Annotated in this window: 18 protein-coding genes; 9 read left to right on the top strand and 9 right to left on the bottom strand. The window is 71.7% G+C overall.

Annotated elements, in window-relative coordinates:
* Positions 1-447 precede the first annotated feature (447 nt).
* Both ABTZ58_RS17930 and ABTZ58_RS17925 read left to right on the top strand, forming a co-directional pair.
* Positions 448-951: a sigma factor-like helix-turn-helix DNA-binding protein gene (locus ABTZ58_RS17930; protein ID WP_351357007.1), complete on the top strand. Its 504-nt coding sequence runs from the start codon at positions 448-450 to the stop codon at positions 949-951.
* Between the two features lie 46 nt (positions 952-997).
* Entirely contained in the window at positions 998-1,246 is a 249-nt protein-coding gene (locus ABTZ58_RS17925; protein ID WP_351357004.1) for a hypothetical protein, read from the top strand.
* Positions 1,247-1,263: 17 nt separating this feature from the next.
* Here the strand turns inward: ABTZ58_RS17925 and ABTZ58_RS17920 are convergent, their stop codons facing one another.
* On the bottom strand, positions 1,264-2,418 hold the full coding sequence (locus ABTZ58_RS17920; protein WP_351357001.1) for a cystathionine gamma-synthase: 1,155 nt from the start codon (positions 2,416-2,418) through the stop codon (positions 1,264-1,266).
* 163 nt (positions 2,419-2,581) lie between these two features.
* On the opposite strand from ABTZ58_RS17920, the gene ABTZ58_RS17915 reads away from it, so the two are divergent.
* The 5 genes from ABTZ58_RS17915 (at position 2,582) to ABTZ58_RS17895 (ending at position 7,953) form a co-directional block, all read left to right on the top strand.
* Positions 2,582-3,700, top strand: a complete 1,119-nt coding sequence (locus ABTZ58_RS17915) for a hypothetical protein (RefSeq protein ID WP_351356998.1) — start codon at positions 2,582-2,584, stop codon at positions 3,698-3,700.
* 133 nt (positions 3,701-3,833) lie between these two features.
* On the top strand, positions 3,834-4,502 hold the full coding sequence (gene msrA, locus ABTZ58_RS17910; protein WP_351356995.1) for a peptide-methionine (S)-S-oxide reductase MsrA: 669 nt from the start codon (positions 3,834-3,836) through the stop codon (positions 4,500-4,502).
* Between the two features lie 96 nt (positions 4,503-4,598).
* Positions 4,599-5,714: an AI-2E family transporter gene (locus ABTZ58_RS17905; protein ID WP_351356992.1), complete on the top strand. Its 1,116-nt coding sequence runs from the start codon at positions 4,599-4,601 to the stop codon at positions 5,712-5,714.
* A 66-nt stretch (positions 5,715-5,780) separates the two neighbouring features.
* On the top strand, positions 5,781-6,971 hold the full coding sequence (locus tag ABTZ58_RS17900; RefSeq protein ID WP_351356989.1) for an MFS transporter: 1,191 nt from the start codon (positions 5,781-5,783) through the stop codon (positions 6,969-6,971).
* A gap of 49 nt (positions 6,972-7,020) precedes the next feature.
* Positions 7,021-7,953: a DUF5829 family protein gene (locus ABTZ58_RS17895; RefSeq protein WP_351356986.1), complete on the top strand. Its 933-nt coding sequence runs from the start codon at positions 7,021-7,023 to the stop codon at positions 7,951-7,953.
* A gap of 27 nt (positions 7,954-7,980) precedes the next feature.
* On the opposite strand, the gene ABTZ58_RS17890 is transcribed toward ABTZ58_RS17895, so the two are convergent.
* Both ABTZ58_RS17890 and ABTZ58_RS17885 read right to left on the bottom strand, forming a co-directional pair.
* Positions 7,981-8,364, bottom strand: a complete 384-nt coding sequence (locus ABTZ58_RS17890) for a VOC family protein (RefSeq protein WP_309098155.1) — start codon at positions 8,362-8,364, stop codon at positions 7,981-7,983.
* A 145-nt stretch (positions 8,365-8,509) separates the two neighbouring features.
* On the bottom strand, positions 8,510-9,550 hold the full coding sequence (locus ABTZ58_RS17885; protein WP_351356983.1) for an NAD(P)-dependent alcohol dehydrogenase: 1,041 nt from the start codon (positions 9,548-9,550) through the stop codon (positions 8,510-8,512).
* 183 nt (positions 9,551-9,733) lie between these two features.
* Here ABTZ58_RS17885 and ABTZ58_RS17880 point away from each other — a divergent pair, with 183 nt between their 5' ends.
* The gene (locus ABTZ58_RS17880; protein WP_502996088.1) at positions 9,734-10,642 is read left to right on the top strand and encodes a helix-turn-helix domain-containing protein; all 909 of its coding nucleotides are present in this window, start codon (positions 9,734-9,736) and stop codon (positions 10,640-10,642) included.
* Positions 10,643-10,706: 64 nt separating this feature from the next.
* Here ABTZ58_RS17880 and ABTZ58_RS17875 read toward each other — a convergent pair whose 3' ends face one another.
* The 5 genes from ABTZ58_RS17875 to ABTZ58_RS17855 all read right to left on the bottom strand — a co-directional run bounded on the left by ABTZ58_RS17875 (position 10,707) and on the right by ABTZ58_RS17855 (position 18,421).
* A complete protein-coding gene (locus tag ABTZ58_RS17875) occupies positions 10,707-14,021 on the bottom strand; it encodes a S8 family peptidase (RefSeq protein WP_351356977.1) in 3,315 nt (1,104 codons plus the stop codon).
* A 194-nt stretch (positions 14,022-14,215) separates the two neighbouring features.
* Positions 14,216-14,899 carry an ABC transporter ATP-binding protein gene (locus ABTZ58_RS17870; RefSeq protein WP_351356974.1) on the bottom strand — a complete coding sequence of 228 codons (684 nt, stop codon included), beginning with the start codon at positions 14,897-14,899 and terminating at the stop codon, positions 14,216-14,218.
* A gap of 68 nt (positions 14,900-14,967) precedes the next feature.
* Positions 14,968-16,428 (bottom strand): ABC transporter permease, encoded by a 1,461-nt coding sequence (locus ABTZ58_RS17865; protein ID WP_351356971.1) that lies wholly within the window; start codon positions 16,426-16,428, stop codon positions 14,968-14,970.
* 186 nt (positions 16,429-16,614) lie between these two features.
* Positions 16,615-17,865 (bottom strand): L,D-transpeptidase, encoded by a 1,251-nt coding sequence (locus ABTZ58_RS17860; protein ID WP_351356968.1) that lies wholly within the window; start codon positions 17,863-17,865, stop codon positions 16,615-16,617.
* A gap of 262 nt (positions 17,866-18,127) precedes the next feature.
* A complete protein-coding gene (locus tag ABTZ58_RS17855; RefSeq protein ID WP_351356965.1) occupies positions 18,128-18,421 on the bottom strand; it encodes a hypothetical protein in 294 nt (97 codons plus the stop codon).
* Between the two features lie 148 nt (positions 18,422-18,569).
* Here ABTZ58_RS17855 and ABTZ58_RS17850 point away from each other — a divergent pair, with 148 nt between their 5' ends.
* The gene (locus tag ABTZ58_RS17850; protein ID WP_351356962.1) at positions 18,570-18,884 is read left to right on the top strand and encodes a hypothetical protein; all 315 of its coding nucleotides are present in this window, start codon (positions 18,570-18,572) and stop codon (positions 18,882-18,884) included.
* Between the two features lie 77 nt (positions 18,885-18,961).
* On the opposite strand, the gene hutH is transcribed toward ABTZ58_RS17850, so the two are convergent.
* A complete protein-coding gene (gene hutH, locus ABTZ58_RS17845) occupies positions 18,962-20,500 on the bottom strand; it encodes a histidine ammonia-lyase (RefSeq protein ID WP_351357244.1) in 1,539 nt (512 codons plus the stop codon).
* Positions 20,501-20,694: the final 194 nt, after the last annotated feature.

Here is a 20,694-nt window from a genome sequence, read left to right as displayed (position 1 = left end):
GCGGGTGCGTGCCGGACGGGCAGGGCGTGCCGGACGGTCAGGGCGTGTCCCGGGGTGCCGGCACGGGCCCGGGTCGGGCACGTGGGTGTGGCGGGTGCGTGGGTGTGGCGGGTGCGTGCCGGACGGGCAGGGCGTGCCGGACGGTCAGGGCGTGTCCCGGGGTGCCGGCACGTGCCCGGGTCGGGCACGTGGGTGTGGCGGGCACACGCGCGCGGTGGGCACGTGCGTGTGGCGGCCACCGGCAGGGGCGGGGCATGGCCCGGGTCGGGCGCGCGCGTGGTCGGTGCGCACCCCCCGGCTTCCCGCCGGTGCCCGCACTGGCGGGAAGCCGGGGAGTGCGCGGCTCTTGACCGCGGGGGTGCCTCTGGCCTGATATGAGACCGGGTCCCCGCCGTGCGCGGCCGGGGACGGGTCGTGAGGGTCGGTCGCCGTCGGGCGGGAGGCGAGGTGCGAGAGCGGCACGCGTACCGGGCAGCCCGTCGCGCCCGGGAGTTCGAGGCGTTCGTCGCGGGCGCGGCCGGGCGGCTGCTGCACGCCGCCACCCTGCTCACCGCGGAGGCCCCGGACGACAACCCGCGCGCGCGGCGCCTGCTGACCCTGTCGCTGGCCCACACCTTCGCGCGCTGGGACGGGCTGCGCGGCGAGGATCCCTACGACCGCACCCGCCAGTACCTGGCCACCCGGTTCGCGCGCGGCGCCTGGCACCAGCACGGCGGACTCGTCCGTTCCCGCCCGCACCCCGCGAGCCCCCTGGCCGTCCTCACCCCGCAGGAGCGGCTGATCGTCGTGCTCAGGCTCTACGAGGGTGTCGCCGAGGAGCAGGCGGCGGCCCTGCTGGGCCTGTCCCCGGAGCGCGTACGGGCCATCTGCCACCGGGCGACGACCACGCTGCTGCGCCGCCCGCCGGATGCGGCCCCGGCCGTGCAGGCCGTGAAGGCGGTGCCGTCATGAGACGACCCGCCCGCGGCGGCACCCCGCACGGCGACCGGAGGCGGACATGAGCGGGAACGACCGCGAGGCGGCCGTACGGCGGCTCCTGGAGCGGGCGCAGCGGCCCCTGCCGCCCGAGATCCACCCGGAGGCGGTACGCCGGGGCACCCGCATGCTGCGGCGCCGGGCGCTGGCCCGCCGCACCCTGTGGCTGCTGCTGTCCGCGGCGGCCGTGGCGTTCACGGTGTGGGCGCTGACGGCCCGGCCGTGGGTGGAGCCGCCGTCCCACACGACTCCACCCCTCACCGGCTGGTGACCCGGCCGGCGCCCTGACTAGCCGAGCGCCTGCTGCAGGTCCTCCAGCAGGTCGTCGACGTTCTCGATGCCGACGGACAGCCGCACCAGGTCGGCGGGGACCTCCAGGAGCGAGCCGGCCACGGACGCGTGCGTCATCCGGCCCGGGTGCTCGATCAGCGACTCGACGCCGCCGAGGGACTCGCCCAGCGTGAACACCTTGGCGCGGTTGCAGACGTCGACGGCCGCCTCCTCGCCGCCCTCGACCCGGAAGGAGATCATGCCGCCGAAGGACTTCATCTGCTTGGCGGCGACCTCGTGGCCGGGGTGCTCCGGCAGACCCGGGTAGAGCACGCTGGTCACGCGCGCGTGGCGGGTGAGCATGTCGGCGACCTTGGCGGCGTTCTCGCTGTGCCGGTCCATCCGCACCGCGAGCGTCTTGGTGCCGCGCAGCACCAGCCAGGAGTCGAAGGGGCCGGCGACGGCGCCCATCGCGTTCTGGTGGAAGGCCAGTTCCTCGCCGAGCTCGGGGTCGCTGACGACCAGGGCGCCGCCGACGACGTCCGAGTGTCCGCCCATGTACTTGGTCAGGGAGTGCACCACCACGTCCGCGCCGAGGGCCAGCGGCTGCTGCAGGTACGGCGTGGCGAAGGTGTTGTCGACGACGAGCTTCGCGCCCGCGTCCCGGGCGACCTGGGCGACGGCGGCGATGTCGGTGATGCCGAGGAGCGGGTTGGAGGGGGTCTCCACCCACACGGCCTTGGTCTTCGGGGTGAGGGCGGCCCGCACGGCGGCCGGGTCGCTCGTGTCGGCCACCGACCACTCCACGCCCCAGCGGGCGACGACCTTGGCGAAGAGGCGGAACGTGCCGCCGTAGGCGTCGTTGGGGATGACCACGTGGTCGCCGGGGCTGAGCAGCGTGCGCAGCAGGCAGTCCTCGGCCGCCAGCCCGGACGCGAACGCGAGGCCGCGACGGCCGCCCTCCAGGGCGGCGAGGTTCTCCTCCAGCGCGGTCCTGGTCGGATTGGCGCTGCGGCTGTACTCGTAGCCGCCGCGCAGGCCGCCGACGCCGTCCTGCTTGTAGGTGGACACCTGATAGATCGGCGGGACGACCGCGCCCGTCAGGGGGTCGGCGGTGTTGCCCGCGTGGATCGCGAGCGTCTCGAAGTGCTGACTGATGTGCCTGTCGCTCATGGGCCCGAGGGTAGTGCGCCGACGCGGGACGTGCCGGAGCACGAGGCCGCCCGCGCCCCGGCCCCGGGTTCTCCACAGGGCGGCGGGCGGAGCCGGGCCGGGTTTTCCACAGGTTCGCGGACCAGGTTGGCCAATTGTCGGCGCGGTCTGGTTCGCTTGTGGCATGGAGATTCTCTGGGTCCTGATCGCACTGGTCATGCTGGGCTTCGTGCTGCTCCCGTTCCTGCGGCGCGGGCGCGGTGCGATCGGGCTGGTCTCGCCCGACCACCCGGACGCCGCGGACCCGGCAAACTACGGCTTCGTCCGCGAGGAGGAGCTCGACATCCGCATGCCCGGCCCCGACCAGGACCTGATGGACGTCCTGGACGTGGTGCAGCGCACGCAGGACCACCGCGCGGCCCAGCAGCTCCTCGCGGGCACGGAGACGGAGGGCGAGCGCCGCTGGCAGCGCGTGCAGGCCTTCGCGGGGGCGGCCTCGCTGGAGCTCGCACAGCGGCCCGGCGGGGTGGGCCAGTCGCCGGGCGGGCAGTGGCTGCGGGTGTGGCGGGCGGAGGCCCCCAAGGACGCCGGCGGCGCCGCGGTGCACGCCGAGTTCCTGGTGCAGCAGGCGTGGCGGACGGCGTCGCCCGGCACGGACGAGTTCCGGATCATCATGGAGGAGGCGAGGGCGGCGTGCGGCGACGCGGCGCTGCTGGCCCCGGGCGATCCGATCCCGTACATCGTGGAGCTGTCCGTGGCCCGCGGCCTGGGCTACTCCCAGAAGGACTTCGAGCAGCTCTGGCTGAAGATCCTGGACCGCGCCCCGAACCACATGGGGGCGCACCTGGCCGCGCTGCACTACTGGTGCGAGAAGTGGCACGGCTCGCGTGAGCTGGCCTACTCGTTCGCGGAGGCCGCGGCGGCCCGGGCCCCCCAGGGCTCCCTGCTGGCGGCGATGCCCCTGTTCGCGGTGTTCGAGCACCTGCCCGAGGTGACGCTGGTCAGCGGATTCTGGCAGACCGAGGTCGTCACGAAGGCGGTGCACGGCGCGCTGCACGCGGTGCACTCGGCCCGCCCCGACGACCCGATGCTGGCGCACGTGCGCCACCTGCTGGTGTACTTCCTGGTCCGCGGCGAGCGCTGGTCGGAGGCGATGAGCCAGCTGGTCCACATCGACGGGCACGTGGGCGCCCTGCCCTGGACCCTGTCCGCCGACCCGGCCGCGGAGTTCGCGGTATACCGGGCGCTGGCCGTGGCGGGCTACGAGGCGAACGGCGGCAGCCCGGCGAACCTGCCGCACTGAGGCCCGCTGTGGGGCCGGTTCCGCGCCGGAATTCCGTAAGCCGGGGGCGGGTTGAAGGGGACGTCGCCCACGCGTGGGGCGGCGCGCCCTCACCGGAGACCGCCGGGAAGAGGGCCACCGACCTGGAGGCCGCATGTTCCTCTACAGCCGCACGCCCCGGCTGCCGACCCGCGAGCAGGCCCTGACCGGCCGCCCCGAGCCGCTGTTCACGGTCCCCGACCGCCACACCGTCCTCGGCAACCCGCTGCTCGGCCCCTACCCCGAGGGCCTGGAGACCGCCGACTTCGGCATGGGCTGCTTCTGGGGCGCCGAGCGCGTGTTCTGGCAGCTCCCGGCCGGTGTCTGGACGACCCTCGTCGGCTACCAGGGCGGCCACACCGAGCACCCCACGTACGAGGAGGTCTGCTCGGGGCTGACCGGCCACACGGAGGTCGTGCGCGTGGTGTACGACCCGGCGGTGATCTCGTACGAGCGTCTGCTGAAGACGTTCTGGGAGTCCCACGACCCCACGCAGGGCTTCCGTCAGGGCAACGACGTGGGCACGCAGTACCGCTCCGCCGTCTACACGCACAGCGCCGGGCAGGAGGCCGCCGCCAAGGCGTCCCGCGCCGCCTACCAGCGGGTTCTGACGTCCTCCGGCCACGGGTTGGTCACCACGGAGATCCTCCCGGCCCAGGACCGCCCCTTCTACCCGGCCGAGGCGCACCACCAGCAGTACCTCGACAAGAACCCGGCCGGTTACTGCGGCATCGGCGGCACCGGTGTCTCCTGCCCGATCGGCGTGGCCCGGGCCGACGGGTGAGCCGGCGGGGGCGTGGAGAGCTTCGGCGCTGAGCCGGCGGGGCCGTGGAGGGCACGGTGTGTCCCTTGAGGCGTGGGCACCCCATAAAGTGCCCTCGTGACTGCGCCCCTGAGTTCCTCCAGATCCCGTATCGCGCTACGGATATCCGCGCGGGTGTCCGCCGAGTTGCTGCTGGTGTTGGCCGGGCTGGCCGTGGCTCTGTGGTTGCTGGGCCGCATGTGGTCGGTGGTGTGGCCGCTGGTGGTCGGGCTGCTGCTGACCACGCTGACCTGGCCCGCCGCCCGGTACCTGCGGCGGCGCGGCTGGCCGCCCGCGCTCGCCGCCTCGGTGGTGACCGTGCTGTTCCTGCTGGTCGCCGCGGGTGTGGTGGCGTTGATCGCCGTGCCGGTGGCGTCCCAGTCCGGGGAGTTGTCCGACGGCGTGGTCGAGGGCATCCAGCGCCTGCGCGAGTGGGCCGCCGGGCCACCGCTGAACATCGGGGACGCCCAGATCGACAAGGCCTTCGACTCCGCGGTCGCCCGGGCCCAGAACGGGCTCGGCAGCATGGTCGGCGCCGTCGTCACGGGGGTGAGCACCGTGGTCAACGGGGTCGTCACCGCCGTGCTCGCGCTGTTCCTGATGTTCTTCTTCCTGAAGGACGGCCCGCGCTTCCTTCCCTGGCTCGCCCGCCAGCTGCCCGGCCGACTCGCCACGGACGTCCCGGTCGTGTGCGCGCGGAGCTGGGACACGCTGGGCTCCTTCGTACGGTCCCAGGCGGCCGTCGGCCTGCTCGACGCCGTCCTGATCGGCCTTGGCCTGTGGATCCTGGGCGTCCCGCTGGTGCTGCCCCTGGCGGTGCTGACCTTCGTCTCCGCGTTCGTGCCGATCATCGGCGCCCTGTTCGCCGGTTTCGTCGCGGTCCTCATCGCGCTGGTCTACAACGGCCTGACGGACGCGTTGATCGTGCTGGCCATCATCGTCGTGGTGCAGCAACTGGAGGGCAACGTCTTCCAGCCCATGATCCAGAGCCGCGGCCTCGGTCTGCACGCGGCCGTCGTGCTGCTGGCGGTGACGCTGGGCGGCAACGTCGCCGGCATCGTCGGCAGCCTGCTCGCCGTGCCCGTCGCCGCGCTGATCGCGGTGGTGTGGAGCTACGTCCGCGAGCAGCTCACCGACCCGCCACCGGGACCGGGCGAGGACGATCCGGACCTCGCGGGACCCGTCCCGTCGTAGCCGCGTCCGCGGGCGGCCGGGCACGCCGCGCCGGGCGGAGGCGACCCGCGGGTTACGGTCGGCCGCATGAACGGTGACCGCCCCGGGTGGCGCCGGTGCCTGCTGGGCGGCGCGCTGTTCGCCGTGTGTATGGCCGGCACCACGCTGCCCACCCCGCTCTACCCCCTCTACCAGGAGAAGTTCGGCTTCTCCGAGCTCACCGTCACCGTCGTCTACGCGGTGTACGCCTTCGGTGTCATCGGCGTGCTGCTGCTGGCGGGCAACGCCTCGGACGCCGTGGGCCGCCGGCCGGTGCTGCTGGGGGGCCTGGGGTTCGCCGCAGTGAGCGCCGTCTGCTTCCTGTGCGCGACGGGTCTGGGCTGGCTCTGCGCGGGACGGCTGCTGTCGGGCCTGTCGGCCGGCCTGTTCACCGGTGCCGCCACAGCGTACGTGATGGAGCTGGCCCCCGCCGGGGGTGCCTCCCAGGCCACCTTCGTGGCGACGGCGGCCAACATGGGCGGACTGGGCTGCGGCCCGCTGCTCGCCGGACTGCTCGCGCAGTACGCCCCCTGGCCGCTGCACCTGCCGTTCGCCGTCCATCTCGGCCTGGTGGCCGCCTCGGCCGCCGCCCTGCTGCGGCTCCCGGAGACCGTGCGGGAGTCGCGGCCGCCGCGCACGGTACGGCCGCGGCGGCCCGCCCTGCCCGCTCGGGTGCGTCCGGTGTTCGGGCCGGCGGCGACCGCCTCGTTCGTGGGGTTCGCCCTGTTCGGGGTGTTCACGGCCGTCAGCCCCGCGTTCCTGGCCGAGTCGCTGGACCTGCGCGACCACGCCGTGAGCGGACTGGTCGTCGCGCTGGCCTTCTTCTCCTCGACAGCCGGGCAGTTGGTGGCCGGACGGTTGGGGGTGGCGCGGTCGCTGCCGCTGGGCTGCGCCGGGCTGCTGGCCGGGCTCCTGCTGCTGGCCGGCGCCCTGCACTGGGGCCTGCTCGCGCTGGTGGTGCTGAGCGCGCTCGCCGGCGGGGTCGGGCAGGGGCTGGCGTTCCGCGGCGCACTGTCGGCGGTGGCCGGGGCCTCGCCGGGGGACCGGCGCGCGGCGGTGATCTCGACGCTGTTCGTGGTGGCGTACGCGGGGATCTCGGTGCCGGTGATCGGGGTGGGGCTGCTGGCGGGCCCGATCGGCCTGGAGGGGGCCGGGCTCGTCTTCATCGCGTGCATGGGCGTCCTGGTGTCGACCGCCGGCGTGTACCTGCTGCGGCGACCGGTCCGGGTGACGGCGTAAGCGCCGAAATCCGCAGCGGAACGGATTCCTCCCGGCCTACGCTCCCCGCATGGTTCTCAGACGAGCGTTACAGGCGATCATGGTCATGACCCTGGCCCTCGCGGGGGCGGTCCAGGGTGCCGCGCACGCCGAGGACGGCGGCGGGGGCGGGCGGCAGTTGCTGTACTACAACCACGCCTACGGCGTGCTCGACCGGGAGACCGCCGACGCGATCGAGCACTCGGCGTACCTCCGGGACTTCGCCAACTTCCAGGTCCGCACCACCACCGGCTCCGGTGGACAGACCTGGACCGGCCGCTACCTCATGGGCCGCGAGACCTACCTCGAACTGTTCGGCGCCGGCGACCTGCCCGGCAAGGACGCCACCCTCGGCGCCGGCGGCATGGGCGTCTCGACGGAGCGGGCGGGCGACCTCGCGACGGTCACGGCCCGGCTGCGCGAGCAGGGCAACGGCGACCCGGTGGAGTTCCTGCAGACGCGTGACTTCGGCGACGGCGTCCCCGTGCCGTGGTTCGACGCTGTCTTCACCACCGACCAGTACGACCTGTTCGGCGCGTGGGGCATGGAGTACCGGCCCGAGTACTTCGCCGACCCGCGCGGCAACACCGAGCCCGCCGCGTACCCCGGTGACGTGGGCCGGGAGCGCTACCTGTCCGACGGCTACCGCGACCGTCTGATGCGGGACGTGACCGCCATCCGGCTCGCGGTGACCGCCCGGGACCTGGCCAACACCGTGCCGCTGCTGGAGGCCGGCGGGTTCGCCGTGCGGTCCGTGCCGGGCGGGGGCGTCGTCGCGAAGGGCGGCGGCACCACCCTCCGGTTCGACGCCGTGCCGCTCGACCAGGTGGGTCTGAAGCGGGTGGAGATGTCGCTGAACAGGCCGGTGCCCGACCGGCACGTGGAGCGGCTCGGCCACTCGGACCTGGTCGTCGGCCCCGGCCCCCGTGCCGTGTGGACCTTCGGCGGGACCTCTGGCGAGTAGGGTCCGGCGCTGACCCGGCCGGCCGGGTCACCCGCCGCTGCCGTACGGCCTGGTGATGATCTCCAGGCGGTGGCCGTCGGGGTCGTCGAAGTACGCGCCGCGGCCACCGTCGTTGTGGTTGATCTCGCCGGGGCGGCTGTGGAACGGGTCCGCCCAGTACGTCAGGCCGGCCTCCTGGATCCGGGCGAGGATCTGGTCGAACTCCTCCTCCGAGACCAGGAAGGCGTAGTGCTGCGGGGTGATGGCGCCGGGGCTGTCCATGAAGTCGAGCGTGACACTGTTGGAGATCTCGACCGGGAGGAACGGGCCGTAGGGCGCGCTCACCTCCAGGCCGAGGATGTCGGCGAGGAACCGGGCCGAGGCGCGCTTGTCGTGCGCGGCGACGATGGTGTGGTTCAGCTGCACGGTCATGGCGGGCCTCCCCTGACGTACCGGTGAACCCCCTGGTGCACTCCACCTGTGTACCCCGCGGGCCCGCCCCCGCGCATCACGAGAACGCCCCGAGGGCCCCGGCGCGGGTGCGCCGGGGCCCTCCGAGTCGCGAGACCGTCCGGTCTCAGATCGTGGCCGTGTCGATCACGAACCGGTACCGCACGTCGCTGGCGAGGACCCGCTGGTACGCCTCGTTGATCTGGTCGCCGCGGATCAGCTCGATCTCGGCGCCCAGGCCGTGCTCGGCACAGAAGTCCAGCATCTCCTGGGTCTCCGCGATGCCACCGATCATAGAACCGGCGAGGGACTTGCCGCCGCCGATCACCGAGAAGAGGTTCAGGGAGATGGGCTCCTCGGGGGCGCCGACGTTGGCCAGCGTGCCCTCGGTCTTCAGCAGCGACAGGTAGGCGCCGAAGTCCAGCGGCGCCGAGACCGTGGAGACGATCAGGTCGAAGGTGCCGGCCAGTTCCTCGAAGGTCTTCGGGTCGCTGGTGGCGTAGTAGTGGTCGGCGCCCAGCTTCAGGCCGTCCTCCCGCTTGCGCAGCGACTGTGACAGCACGGTCACCTCGGCGCCGAGCGCGTGCGCGATCTTCACGCCCATGTGGCCGAGGCCGCCGAGGCCGACGATCGCGACCTTCTTGCCGGGGCCGGCGCCGAAGCGCCTGAGCGGCGAGTAGAGGGTGATGCCGGCGCACAGCAGCGGCGCGGCGACGTCCAGGGCGAGCCCGTCGGGGATGCGGACGACGAAGTTCTCGTCGACGACGACCTTCTGCGAATAGCCGCCGTACGTGGGCTCGCCGTCCTTGCCGATGCCGTTGTAGGTCGGGATGTTGCCCTTGACGCAGTACTGCTCGCGGCCGGCCTTGCAGTTGTCGCACTCGCGGCAGGAGTCGACCATGCAGCCGACGCCCACGCGGTCGCCGACGGCGAACTTCGTCACGCCCGGGCCGACCTCGGAGACGACACCGGCGATCTCGTGGCCGGGGACCATCGGGAAGATGGCCTCGCCCCAGCCCTCGTTGGCCTGGTGGATGTCGGAGTGGCAGATGCCGGCGAACTTGATGTCGATCAGGACGTCGTACTCGCCGACCTGGCGGCGTTCGATGGTGGTGCGCTCCAGCGGTGCCTTGGGGGCGGGAGCGGCGTACGCAGCAACAGTGGTCATGCCGAGGGTTCTCCTAGCGGGGTCGTATGCCCGGCTGCCTTCCGGATCTTCCGGCCGGGCACGCACTCCACCGTGCCGGAATCCCGGGCCGTCACCCAGACCACGCTTTTGCGTACGCACAGCCTGCGTACCACTGGCGGGGTCAGGCTCGTGTGCGTACGACCGGCCATACTGGACGGCATGGTGGACGAACAGCCCGAACCCGCACAGACGGCCGGAGGCGGCCTGGACCGGCGCACCGAACTCAGCGAGTTCCTGCGCACCCGGCGTGCCCGGCTGAAGCCGGAGGACGTGGGGCTGCCCGACTTCGGGCGGCGACGGGTGCCCGGGCTGCGCCGGGAGGAGCTGGCCCAGCTGGCCGGGGTGTCCGTGGCGTACTACACGCGGCTGGAGCAGGGCAACGGCCACAACGTCTCGGCCGAGGTGCTGGACGCGATCGCGCGCGCCCTGCGGCTGAACGACGCCGAGCACGCACACCTGACGCACCTGGCCAAGCCGAAGCAGCACAAGAAGAAGCCGGTGGCGCGCAGCCAGCAGGTGCGGCCGGCGCTGCGGCACCTGCTGGACTCGATCGACAGCGTCCCGGCGTACGTCGTCGGGCGCCGCTCGCACGTCCTGGCCTGGAACCGGATGGCCGCGGCCCTCTTCGGCGACTGGGCGGAGCTGCCGGCCCAGGAGCGGAACTGGGCGCGGATGGTGTTCCTGCGGCCCGAGTACCGCCAGCTGTTCGTCGAGTGGGACCAGAAGGCGGCCGACATCGTCGGCTACCTGCGCATGGACGCGGGCTGCCACCCGGACGACCCGCAGCTGTCGGCCCTGGTGGGCGAGCTGTCGGTGAAGAGCGAGGAGTTCCGCCGCCTGTGGGCCGCGCACGACGTCAAGGAGAAGAGCTACGGCGTCAAGCGCATGCGCCACCCCCTGGTCGGCGACCTGACGCTGTCGTTCGAGACGTTCCGCCTGGTCGACGACGCCGAGCAGTCCCTGATCACGTATCACGCGGAGCCGGACACCCCCTCGGCCCAGGCCCTGCGCCTGCTGGCGAGCTGGGGGGCGGACGCGACCCGGGCGGGGGTCGAGAGCCCGGCCCCGTAGACGCGAAAGCGGCCCGCCGGAAGCCGAGGCTCCCGGCGGGCCGCTCGCGGACGGGCCCTACGGCCTACTTGCCGTAGTACGCGTTGTAGATCGAGATCGTCGACTTGTTGCCCTTCTTGTCGGCGATCTTGGCGTGGAAGGAGATGGCCTTCCCCTTCGCCGGGTTCTTGAAGGAGACCTTGCCCTTCTTGACGTCGAGCTTCTTCCAGGTCTTGCCGTAGTCGTACGACACGTACACCGACAGCGACTTCAGGTTGCCGCCCTTGGCCGCGCCCTCGACGGTGACCGGAACGGTGACCTGCTTGCCCGCCGGGACCTTGCTGTCCAGGCCGGTGGCCGCGTTGAAGCGAACGGTGGAAGCGGGCAGCTTCACACGCGCGTCACCGGACGGCTTCTTGGAACGGAACGTCCAGCTGGCATCGATACGGGTCGAAGCCGCAGCGACCTTGACGCTTCGCTTGACCGACGTCGTCAGCTTGTACTCGGCGTCTCCGGACGAAACGTTGAACTCCTCGCCGAACAGCGGGTCGGTGTTGGAGCTGACCTTGGTGCCGTTGCGGTAGAGGTTCGTGGAGACCGACGTGAAGTCGGACGAGCCCGCGTGCCCGGAGCCGTCAGCGAAGAGCGGCAGCGAACCGTAGAGGGCGTTGCCCCTGCGGAAGATGCCGAAGTCGGTGTTCAGGCGCGGACCGAACACCGCCGTGTTGAAGGTCTTCGTGTACTTCTGGCCGGCCTTGTACGTCTGCGGGTCGATCGAGTAGCCGGCCTCGGGGATCGCGTCGCCGTTGGCGTCCTTGCCCTTGTACTGCGTGAAGTCGAACGCCCACTGGACCTTGTCCGAGGTCGACAGGTACATGGTGCGCGCGCTCGGCAGCTTCTGCTCCACCGGGAGACCGAAGGTCAGGGTGTCGGGAAGCAGACCCATGGTGAACACGTCACCGGTCTTGCCGGATGCCGCCGCACCCATGTTGTGCTTCACCGTGGCAAGTTCACTCGCCTTGAAGTGCCGAACCTTGTCACCCTGGATCTTCTTGACCTTGGCCGAGGTGGCGACGTTGTACTCGGCGCTGTCGCCCTTGGCCCACTGCCCGCTCCAGACCTGGCTCAGCCCGGAGACCTCCGGACCGAGATGGGCCATGCGCAGGTCGGCGAACGTGCCGACACCGATGCCGAGACCCGCGCCCGCCGCTTCGTAGTAGTAGTCGACCATCGCGGACAGCGGCTTTGCCTGCCCGTCCGGAACCTTGATGTCGGCCGACTTGGCCTTGCGGGCGTCGATGGTCACCGTGGTGTTCTTGGTGACGGCCAGCTTGGGCTGGACGAGCCAGTCGATGCCGCCTTCGAACGTCTCGACGTCTTCGGCGATCAGGCTGTTGAGCAGGTACGAGCCCTTGGGCAGGCGCAGGGTGGCCGCGCCGGTGGGCGTGTCGGGCACCGAGTAGGAACGCTCCTTGCCCAGGCCGGCGTAGCCCGAAGCCTCGGTGGTGTAGCCGGCCGTCGGCTTGCCGTCCCTGCCGATGTGCTTAACGGTGACGTCGTACGACTCCACCTCGCGCTGCACCGCCGCCGCCGTGCGCACCGTCTGGCCGCCGCCCGTCGCCGTCACGTACGAGGAGTACGCGCCGTCGAGCGTGCCGCCCAGCTTGGTGTTGACGGTGAAGGGCACGGAGGCCTTGCCGCCCGCCGGGACCGTCACCGAGGTGGCGCCGAGCTTGAAGAAGCCGGCCGGGGCGGCCTGGCCCTTCGGGTTGGTGGCGGTCGACGCCAGCTTCAGCGTGACGTCCTTCGTACCGAGGTTGCGGTACGTCAGCTGCTTGGTGACCGGCTTGTCGTCGGTGTGCGGCCACTGCTGGATGCCGAAGCTCACCGACACCGGCTCGGCGACGACGGTCTGCTTGATGGCCTTGTCGACCTGGATGCGGCCCGAACCCTGCTGGAACGGCGTGTACTTGCCGCCCTTGGTGGAGCCGGTGAGGGCGCCCTTCAGCTCGGGGTACTTCCACTCGGGGTGCTGCTGCTTCAGGATCGCCGCCGCGCCCGCGACGTGCGGGGTTGCCATCGACGTGCCGGAGATGGTCATGTAGCCGGCCGGCTTCTCTCCGACGTCCTGGGCTATCAGGTTGCCCGGGGCGGAGGCCGCGGTGATGTCCACGCCGGGCGCGGTCACGTCGGGCTTGAGGGCGCCGTCCATGCCGGGGCCGCGGCTGGAGAAGTCCGCCAGCACGTCCTTGTCGTCGACCGCGCCGACGGTCAGGGCCGCGGCGGCGCTGCCCGGGGAGCCGACGGTCTGCTCGCCGAAGTCGCCCTCGTTGCCGGCGGCGATGGCGAACAGGACGCCCTTCTCCTCGGAGAGCTTGTTCACCACCGCTTCCATCGGGTCGATCGCAGGCGTGTCCAGGCCGCCCAGGCTCATGTTGATGACGTCGGCGCCCTGCGCGGCGGCCCACTCCATGCCGGCGACGATCTCGGAGTCGCTGCCGAATCCGGCGTCGTCGAGCACCTTGCCGTTGAGGATCTTCGCGCCGGGCGCGACACCCTTGTACTTGCCGCCGGACTTCGCGCCGGTGCCGGCCGCGATGGCGGCGACGTGCGTGCCGTGGCCGACCTTGTCGGTGGTGTCGGGCGCGGTGGAGAAGTTCTTGGCGTCGACGACCTGGCCCTTGAGGTCGGCGTGCGTGCCGTCGACACCGGTGTCCAGGACGGCGATCTTGACGCCCTTGCCGTCGTAGCCGGCCGACCACGCCTTGGGGGCGCCGATCTGCGGGACGGACTTGTCGAGGCTGGCCTTGCGGACCCCGTCGAGCCAGACGTGCGCGATGCCCGAGGCGGTCCGGTCGCCGTTGGTGACGGCGTCCCACAGCTCGGGAGTGTCCGCCTGCGGCGTCTGGACCGCGTCGGCGTTCAGGGTCTTCAGCGTGTGGCTCAGGGTGCCCGCGTCACGGACGTCGGCCTTGGTGGCCGCGGCGCTGCCCTGGTAGCCGACGATGACCTTCAGGCCCTTCTTCTGGGCCTTGCGGGTCGCGGACTTGTTGAGCTCGGTGACGTCGAAGAGACGCTGGTCGAGCTTGCCGGTGGCGACGAGGCGGGCCGCGTCGGCCGGGATCACGAGGGTGTGACCGTCGACCTTGCGGACCTGGACGGGTATGTCGTCACGGCCCTTGGCCCGCTCCAAGCCGACCACGCGGCCCTTGGCGTCCAGGGAGACCCGGTCGCCGGTGATCAGCGTGATGTGGTGCTTGGCGGTGAGCGAGGCCGGCTTGGCCGCCGCGCCCGTCCGCTCGCCGTCGGCCGACGCCGGGCTGGTCATGCCCGCCGCCAGGGCCACGGCTGCCGCTGTGGCGACCGTGGCCGCGCACGCCCTTTTCACTTGTCTGCGCAAGTTTCCCCCTTGCAGAAGTACCGGGCGAATTCCCCGTTCACCCGGCCGGGGGTGGTCTCGTACGCATGCGCGTCACCCCCCGGAATACGCAGTATGCCGACGGGTGATCAGGCACTCAATAGATGAGAGGAGAGTAAGAATTCCGTCGGCTGACTGTTACACGGCCGCCGGAACTCCGTTACAGGGCCGCAGCGTTACGCACGCGTGTTCTCCTTGACGGTGATTCGGCCCTCGCGGATCGTCGCCAGGCGCGGGGCCTTCTTCGCGAGGGCGGAGTCGTGGGTCACCATGATGAAGGTGAGCCCGAGCTCCTTCCACATGCGTTCGAGTACGTCCATGATCTCGTCGCGCATCGACTCGTCGAGGTTGCCGGTGGGTTCGTCGGCGAGCAGCACCTTCGGCTGTTTCACCAGGGCCCGGGCGATGGCCACGCGCTGCTGCTGACCGCCGGACATCTCCCCGGGCAGATGTGCGAGGCGTTCTCCGAGACCGACCGACTTCAGTGCCTCGGCGGCCTGTTCGCGGCGTTGTTTCGGCTTGACGCCGAGCGGGACGAGGGCGGTTTCGACGTTTTCCTGCGCGGTGAGCGTCGGGATCAGGTTGAAGGACTGGAAGACAAAACCGATGTTCTCACTCCGCACGCGGGTGAGTCTGGCCTCCGGCAGGGCGGCGAGGTCGGTGCCGTCGAGGACGATCCGGCCGGAGGTGGGGCGGTCCAGGCCGCCGAGCATTTGCAGCAGGGTGGATTTGCCGCCGCCGGTGGGGCCCTGGATGACCAGGCGGTCGCCGTCGGGGATGGTGAGGTCGATGCCGTCGAGGGCGTGGACGGTTTCCCGGGAACGGGTGTAGTGCTTGGTGACGGCGCTCAGTTCGTACATGGAGACTCCTGGTTCGAGCTTCTGGCTCGGGCTTCGGGCTTCGGCCTTCGGGTACGGGCGTGCGGGCGTCACTCGACTCGGCGCAGAGCGTCGGCGGGCCGCAGTCGTGACGCCCGCCAGCCCCCGAACGCGCCGGCGATCAGGCCGCCCGTCACCGCCAGGGCCACCGCGAGGGCGATGGTCGTCAGGCTGACGGGTGCGGTGAGGGTGACGTCGAGGGTCTGCTGCGCCCCCGGCCCGCCCGGCGTGGCCCGCAGGCCCCCGAAGCCGCCCCCGGCACCACCGCCCCCGCCCAACTGCGCCTGCAGCGTGGGACTCACGGCCGTCACCGCGTACGCGCCCGCCAGCCCCAGCGCGATGCCGAGCGCCCCGCCGACCAGGCCGTTGACGACCGCCTCGCCGACCACCTGCCCGGTCACCCGGCCCGACTTCCAGCCCAGCGCCTTGAGCGTGCCGAACTCGCGGACCCGGCGGGAGACCGCCGAGGACGTCAGCAGGCCCGCCACCAGGAACGCGGCCACCAGGACCACGATCGACAGCCACCTGCCCACGCTCGTGGCGAGGGAGGAGGCCGTGGACAGGGAGCCGGAGACGGTGTCGGCGAGGTCGGCCGAGGTGGTGACGGTCGTGCCGGGGACGTTCTCGCGGATCTCCGACTTGACGCTGTCGATCCGCTGCGAGTCGGTGGCTTTGACGTACACCGTGGTGACCTCGTCCTTGGCGCCGGCCAGCGTCTGCGCCTGCCGCAGCGGGATGTAGAGGTTGGCGGCGGCGTCCCCGCTGTCGGCCGTGGCGATGCCGACGACCTCGAACTTCGTGTTCCTGATGGTGACCGTGGACCCGGTGCTGAGCTTCTTCTCCTTGGCGTACGACGCGTCGGCCACGGCGACCCCGGCGTCGGTCTCGCTCGTCCTGAAGGTGCGGCCGCTGGTGATCCGGGAGGAGGTGAGCGGGCCGAGGGCCGGTTCAGTGACGTCGGTGCCGTAGACGGAGTAGCTGTTGACGTCGAAGTCGGCGCCGCCGCCCTCGATCCGGCCCTGCGGCGAGGGCTGGGCCCCGCCCGGGCCGCTGCTCCGGCCGCCGCTCCGGCCGCCGCTGCCGTCCTGCTGGAAGCGGCCGCGGGTGAACTCGCCGCTGACCTTGACGACCTGCAGGCTCAGCCCGCCCACCGCGTCCGCGACCCCGTTCTGCGCGGCCACCTCGTCCACGGTCGAACTCGCCAGTGTCTGGAAGCCCTGCACCATGACGCGGTCGCTGCTCTGCTCGCCGCCCGAGCCGTCGTCCTGCGCGTCGAAGCGGAAGCGGGGCCGCTCGGTGCCGGTGCCCGACGGTGCCGCGGCCTTGGTGACGGTCATGTCCGTGCCCAGCCCGTAGAGCGACTGGAGGACCCTGTCCTGCGCCGTGCTCATGCCGGCGGAGACGGAGGTGACGACGATGACCAGCGCGATGCCCAGCGCGAGTCCGGAGGCGACGACGAGGGCCGCCTTCCTGCGGCGGCGCGACTCGCGCCTCAGATAGGTGAAGAACATGGCGGCAAGCTAGGGACGGTCTGTGATGAGTGCTTGAGCCGCGCATAAGAGCCGGATGAGAAGGGGCCGGGAAGGCCGGAAGCGGCCGGGAAAAGCCCGAAGCGGCCGGGAAGAAAAGCCGGAAGCCGTCGCCCGCCCCGGGCGGGGGCGGGCGACGGCTTCCGGGTGTGCGGTGCCGAAGGGCCGTCAGACGGCCGAGCCGGCCTTCCAGTCGGCCCAGTTCATGTTCCAGCCGTTGAGGCCGTTGTCCGGCGCGATGGTCTTGTCACCGGTGTTCTCGACGACGACCACGTCACCGAGGATCGAGTTGTTGAAGAACCAGGCGCCCGGCGTGTTCGGGTCGTCCGCGCCCTTGGCGTCCTGGAGACCGACGCAGCCGTGGCTCGTGTTCGCGTTGCCGAAGATGGACTTCGCGCCCCAGTAGTTGCCGTGGATGAACGTGCCGGAGCTGGAGAGGCGGATGGCGTGCGGCACGTCCTTGATGTCGTACTCGCCCTTGCCGTCGTCGTCCGTGAAGCCCACGGTCGCGCCGTTCATGCGCGTCTCCTTGAACTTCTCGGACATCACCATGACGCCCTCGTAGGTCTTGTTCTCCGGTGAGCCCGCGGAGATCGGGATCGTCCGGACGACCTTGCCGTCCTGCGTGACCTTCATCTGCTTGGTCTTCGCGTCGACGTAGGAGATCTGGTTGCGGCCGATCTTGAAGGTGACCGTCTTCTGCTGGACGCCGTAGACGCCCTCGGCGCCCTCGACACCGTCGAGCGCGAGCTTCAGCGTGACGGTGGAGCCTTCCTTCCAGTAGTCCTCGGGCCGGCAGTCCATGCGGTTGGCGTTGAACCAGTGGCAGGCGACCTCCTGGCCGCTGGTCGTGCTGACCGTGATGCCCTTCTGGACCGCGGCCTTGTTGGTGATCGCCTTGTCGAAGTTGATCGAGACCGGCATGCCGACGCCGACGGTGGTGCCGTCGTCCGGCGTGAAGTTGCCGATGAAGCTGTTGGCCGGGGAGACCGTGGTGAACGAGGCGTTTTCGTGGGCGACGCGTCCGTCGGCGTCCTTCGCCTCGGCCGCCAGCCTGTAGGTGGTGGAGCGCTCCAGCTGCGTGCTGGGCTTCCAGCTCTTCCTGTCGGCGGATATCTGGCCGCTGACCTCGGTGCCGTCGGTCGTCGTCATCTTCACGTCCGTGAGCGTGCCCTTGCTCACGGTGACGGTGGCCGAGTTGTTGATCGAGGCGTTGTTCGAGCCGTCCTTGGGTGTGATCTTGATCTGGGCCTCGGAGGTCTTCTTGGCCGCGGCCTCGTCGACCTTCGACTGGGAGCTGTCACCGCCGTCGCTGCCGGAGGCGCTGTCGTCGCCGCCGGAACAGGCCGAGAGCATCAGCACTCCGCCGAGCAGTGCGGACGCGACCGTCAGGCCCTTGCGCCGCTTACTGACCGTCATCACACGCTTCTCCATCGTTGCCGATTTCCCCAAAACCCCGTGGCCCCCGTCACCAACCAAGTGCCCCCGTCGGGATCCGTGAGTCCCCGTCGAGAACTTTCAACGCTACGACCGGTTCGCCCGGTTCCCCAGGTGGCGCGCGTGTGGGGATCACCACGTCCGCGACGGACGGTGCCGGGCGTTACGGGTGCGGTCGCGCGCCGCCTGAGACGCGAGGACCCCGGGCGGCGGTTGCCGCCCGGGGTCACGAGCTTCCGGGCGGTCAGCCGTCGCTGTCGTCGTCGCCATCATCCTCGTCGAGGTCCCAGTCCGGCGAATCGGGGTCGTAGTCGATCCGCTCGCTGCTCCAGGAGGCCTGCTGGAGCTCGATCCCCGGCACCTCACTGACCAGGTCGAACGGGTCGACGAGATAGGCGAGGGCCTCCGCGGTGTCTTCCGTCACACCGTCCTCGGCGTGGGCCCGCTCCGCCGCGGGCATCCCGGCGTCGCCGGCGATCCGGCCGAGTGCGGCCTTGGTGATCGCGGCGGGGTCCTCGACTTCGAGAACGAGCTCCACTCGAAGCCGGACAAATCGTGATGTCTCTGGAGTGCTCATGGCGGGAGCGTACGGCCAAGGCCTCCCGTGACTTTCCCGTGACCCGCGCCTTTCACTAACATCGCCCCACACGGCCAATTCGCCGACGTCACAAGGGGATCGATATTCCGTGTCATCCGCTCGCCGTCCGTTGCTGACCACCACCGCAGCGGCGACCCTGCTGGGCGCCCTGTGGTTCGTCCCGTCCGCCAACGCGACGTCGGACTCCCCGGCGAGAGACGCGGTCTCGACGAGCCCGTCGCCGCAGGTCACGGAGCAGGCCCGGATCGCGGCCACGACCGCGGACGCCTCCGTCCCGGGGACCCGCCTCGCGGACACCGGCAGTTTCGACAGCACGCCGTACGTGATCGGCGGGACCTTCTGCCTCACGCTGGGCGCCGGCTTCGTCGTGTACTCGGTCCGCCGGGAACGCCTCGGTCTCTGACCGCACTTGGGCTCCGGCCGGGGGACGGCGAAGGGGCCCCGCCGGGCGGCAGGGCCCCTCCTGTCGCGCGGGCCGTCCTACCGGAGCGGCCCGGTGACCGCCTCCACCGCCGCGAGCAGCCGCCCGTCGCGCACGAACGCGTCCGCCGCGGCCAGGTCGGGCGCCAGGTACCGGTCCGGGCCGGGACCGCGCACCCCGGCCTCCCGTACGGCGTCGATGACCGCCTGCGTCGCGGGCGCCGGGGTCAGCCCCTCGCGCAGCTGGATCGCGCGCGTGGCGGCGTACAGCTCGATGGCGAGGACCCGGGTGAGGTTGTCCACGGACGTGCGCAGCTTGCGCGCCGCCGACCAGCCCATAGAGACGTGGTCCTCCTGCATGGCGGAGGACGGGATGGAGTCGGCGGACGCCGGTACGGCGAGCCGCTTCAGTTCGCTCACCAGCGCGGCCTGCGTGTACTGAGCGATCATCAGGCCCGAGTCCACACCGGCGTCGTCGGCGAGGAACGGTGGCAGGCCGTGGCTGCGGTTCTTGTCGAGCAGCCGGTCGGTGCGCCGCTCGGCGATGGAGCCGAGGTCGGCGGCGGCGATGGCGAGGAAGTCCAGCACGTAGGCGACCGGCGCCCCGTGGAAGTTGCCGTTGGACTCCACGCGCCCGTCGGGCAGCACAACGGGGTTGTCGACGGCGGCGGCCAGCTCGCGGTCGGCGACCAGCCGCGCGTGGGTGACGGTGTCCCGTCCGGCACCGGCGACCTGCGGGGCGCAGCGCACCGAGTAGGCGTCCTGGACGCGCGGGGCGTCGTCCTGGTGATGCCCGGTCAGCCCGGAGCCCTTCAGTACGGCCAGCATGTTGGCGGCGCTGGCGGCCTGGCCCGGGTGCGGCCGGATGGCGTGCAGCTCGGGGGCGAGGACCTTGTCGGTGCCGAGCAGGGCCTCCAGGGACAGGGCGGCCGTGACGTCGGCGGACCGGTAGAGGGTCTCCAGGTCGGCCAGGGCCATGACCAGCATGCCGAGCATGCCGTCGGTGCCGTTGAGGAGGGCGAGGCCCTCCTTCTCGCGCAGTTCGACCGGCTGGATGCCGTGCGCGGCGAGCAGTTCGGCGGCCGGGCGCACGGAGCCGTCGGGGCCCTCGGCCTCCCCCTCGCCCATCAGCGCGAGCGCGCAGTGGGACAGCGGGGCGAGGTCGCCGGAGCAGCCGAGGGAGCCGTACTCGTGCACGACCGGGGTGATCCCGGCGTTGAGCAGGTCGGCCATGGTCTGCGCGACCTCGGGGCGCACGCCGGTGCGCCCGGAGCAGACGGTCTTCAGTCGCAGGAACATCAGGGCGCGCACGACCTCGCGCTCGACCCGGGGGCCCATGCCGGCGGCGTGCGAGCGGACGATGTTGCGCTGGAGCTGGGCGCGCAGCTCGGGGCTGATGTGCCGGGTCGCCAGGGCGCCGAAGCCGGTGCTCACGCCGTACACGGGGTCCGGCTTGGCCGCCAGCGCGTCCACGATCTCGCGGGCCGCGGCGAGGGCGGCCACGGCCTCCTCGGAGAGCTCGACGCGGGCGCCGCCGCGCGCCACGGCGAGCACGTCGGACGCGGTCACCCCGGACGTCCCCACCACCACAGTGTGCATATCCATATTCAGGAGCGTACGCAGTGAATTCAATGATGTCACCACTGGGGACGGGGTTCGCCCCTTACCGAATACGTCACACCGGCGGGGTCGGCGGCGTCGGCGGGGCTGGGGGCCCGGGGCCGCGGGGGCCGGAGCCGCGGAGGCCGGGGCCGCGGAGGCCGGGGCCGCGGGGGCCGGGGCCGCCCAGAGGG

Origin of the sequence: Streptomyces sp. NPDC094143, from assembly GCF_040303825.1 — a bacterium.
In the GTDB taxonomy this organism is placed as follows: Bacteria; Actinomycetota; Actinomycetes; order Streptomycetales; family Streptomycetaceae; genus Streptomyces.
This window is presented reverse-complemented; position numbering and strand designations above follow the sequence as displayed.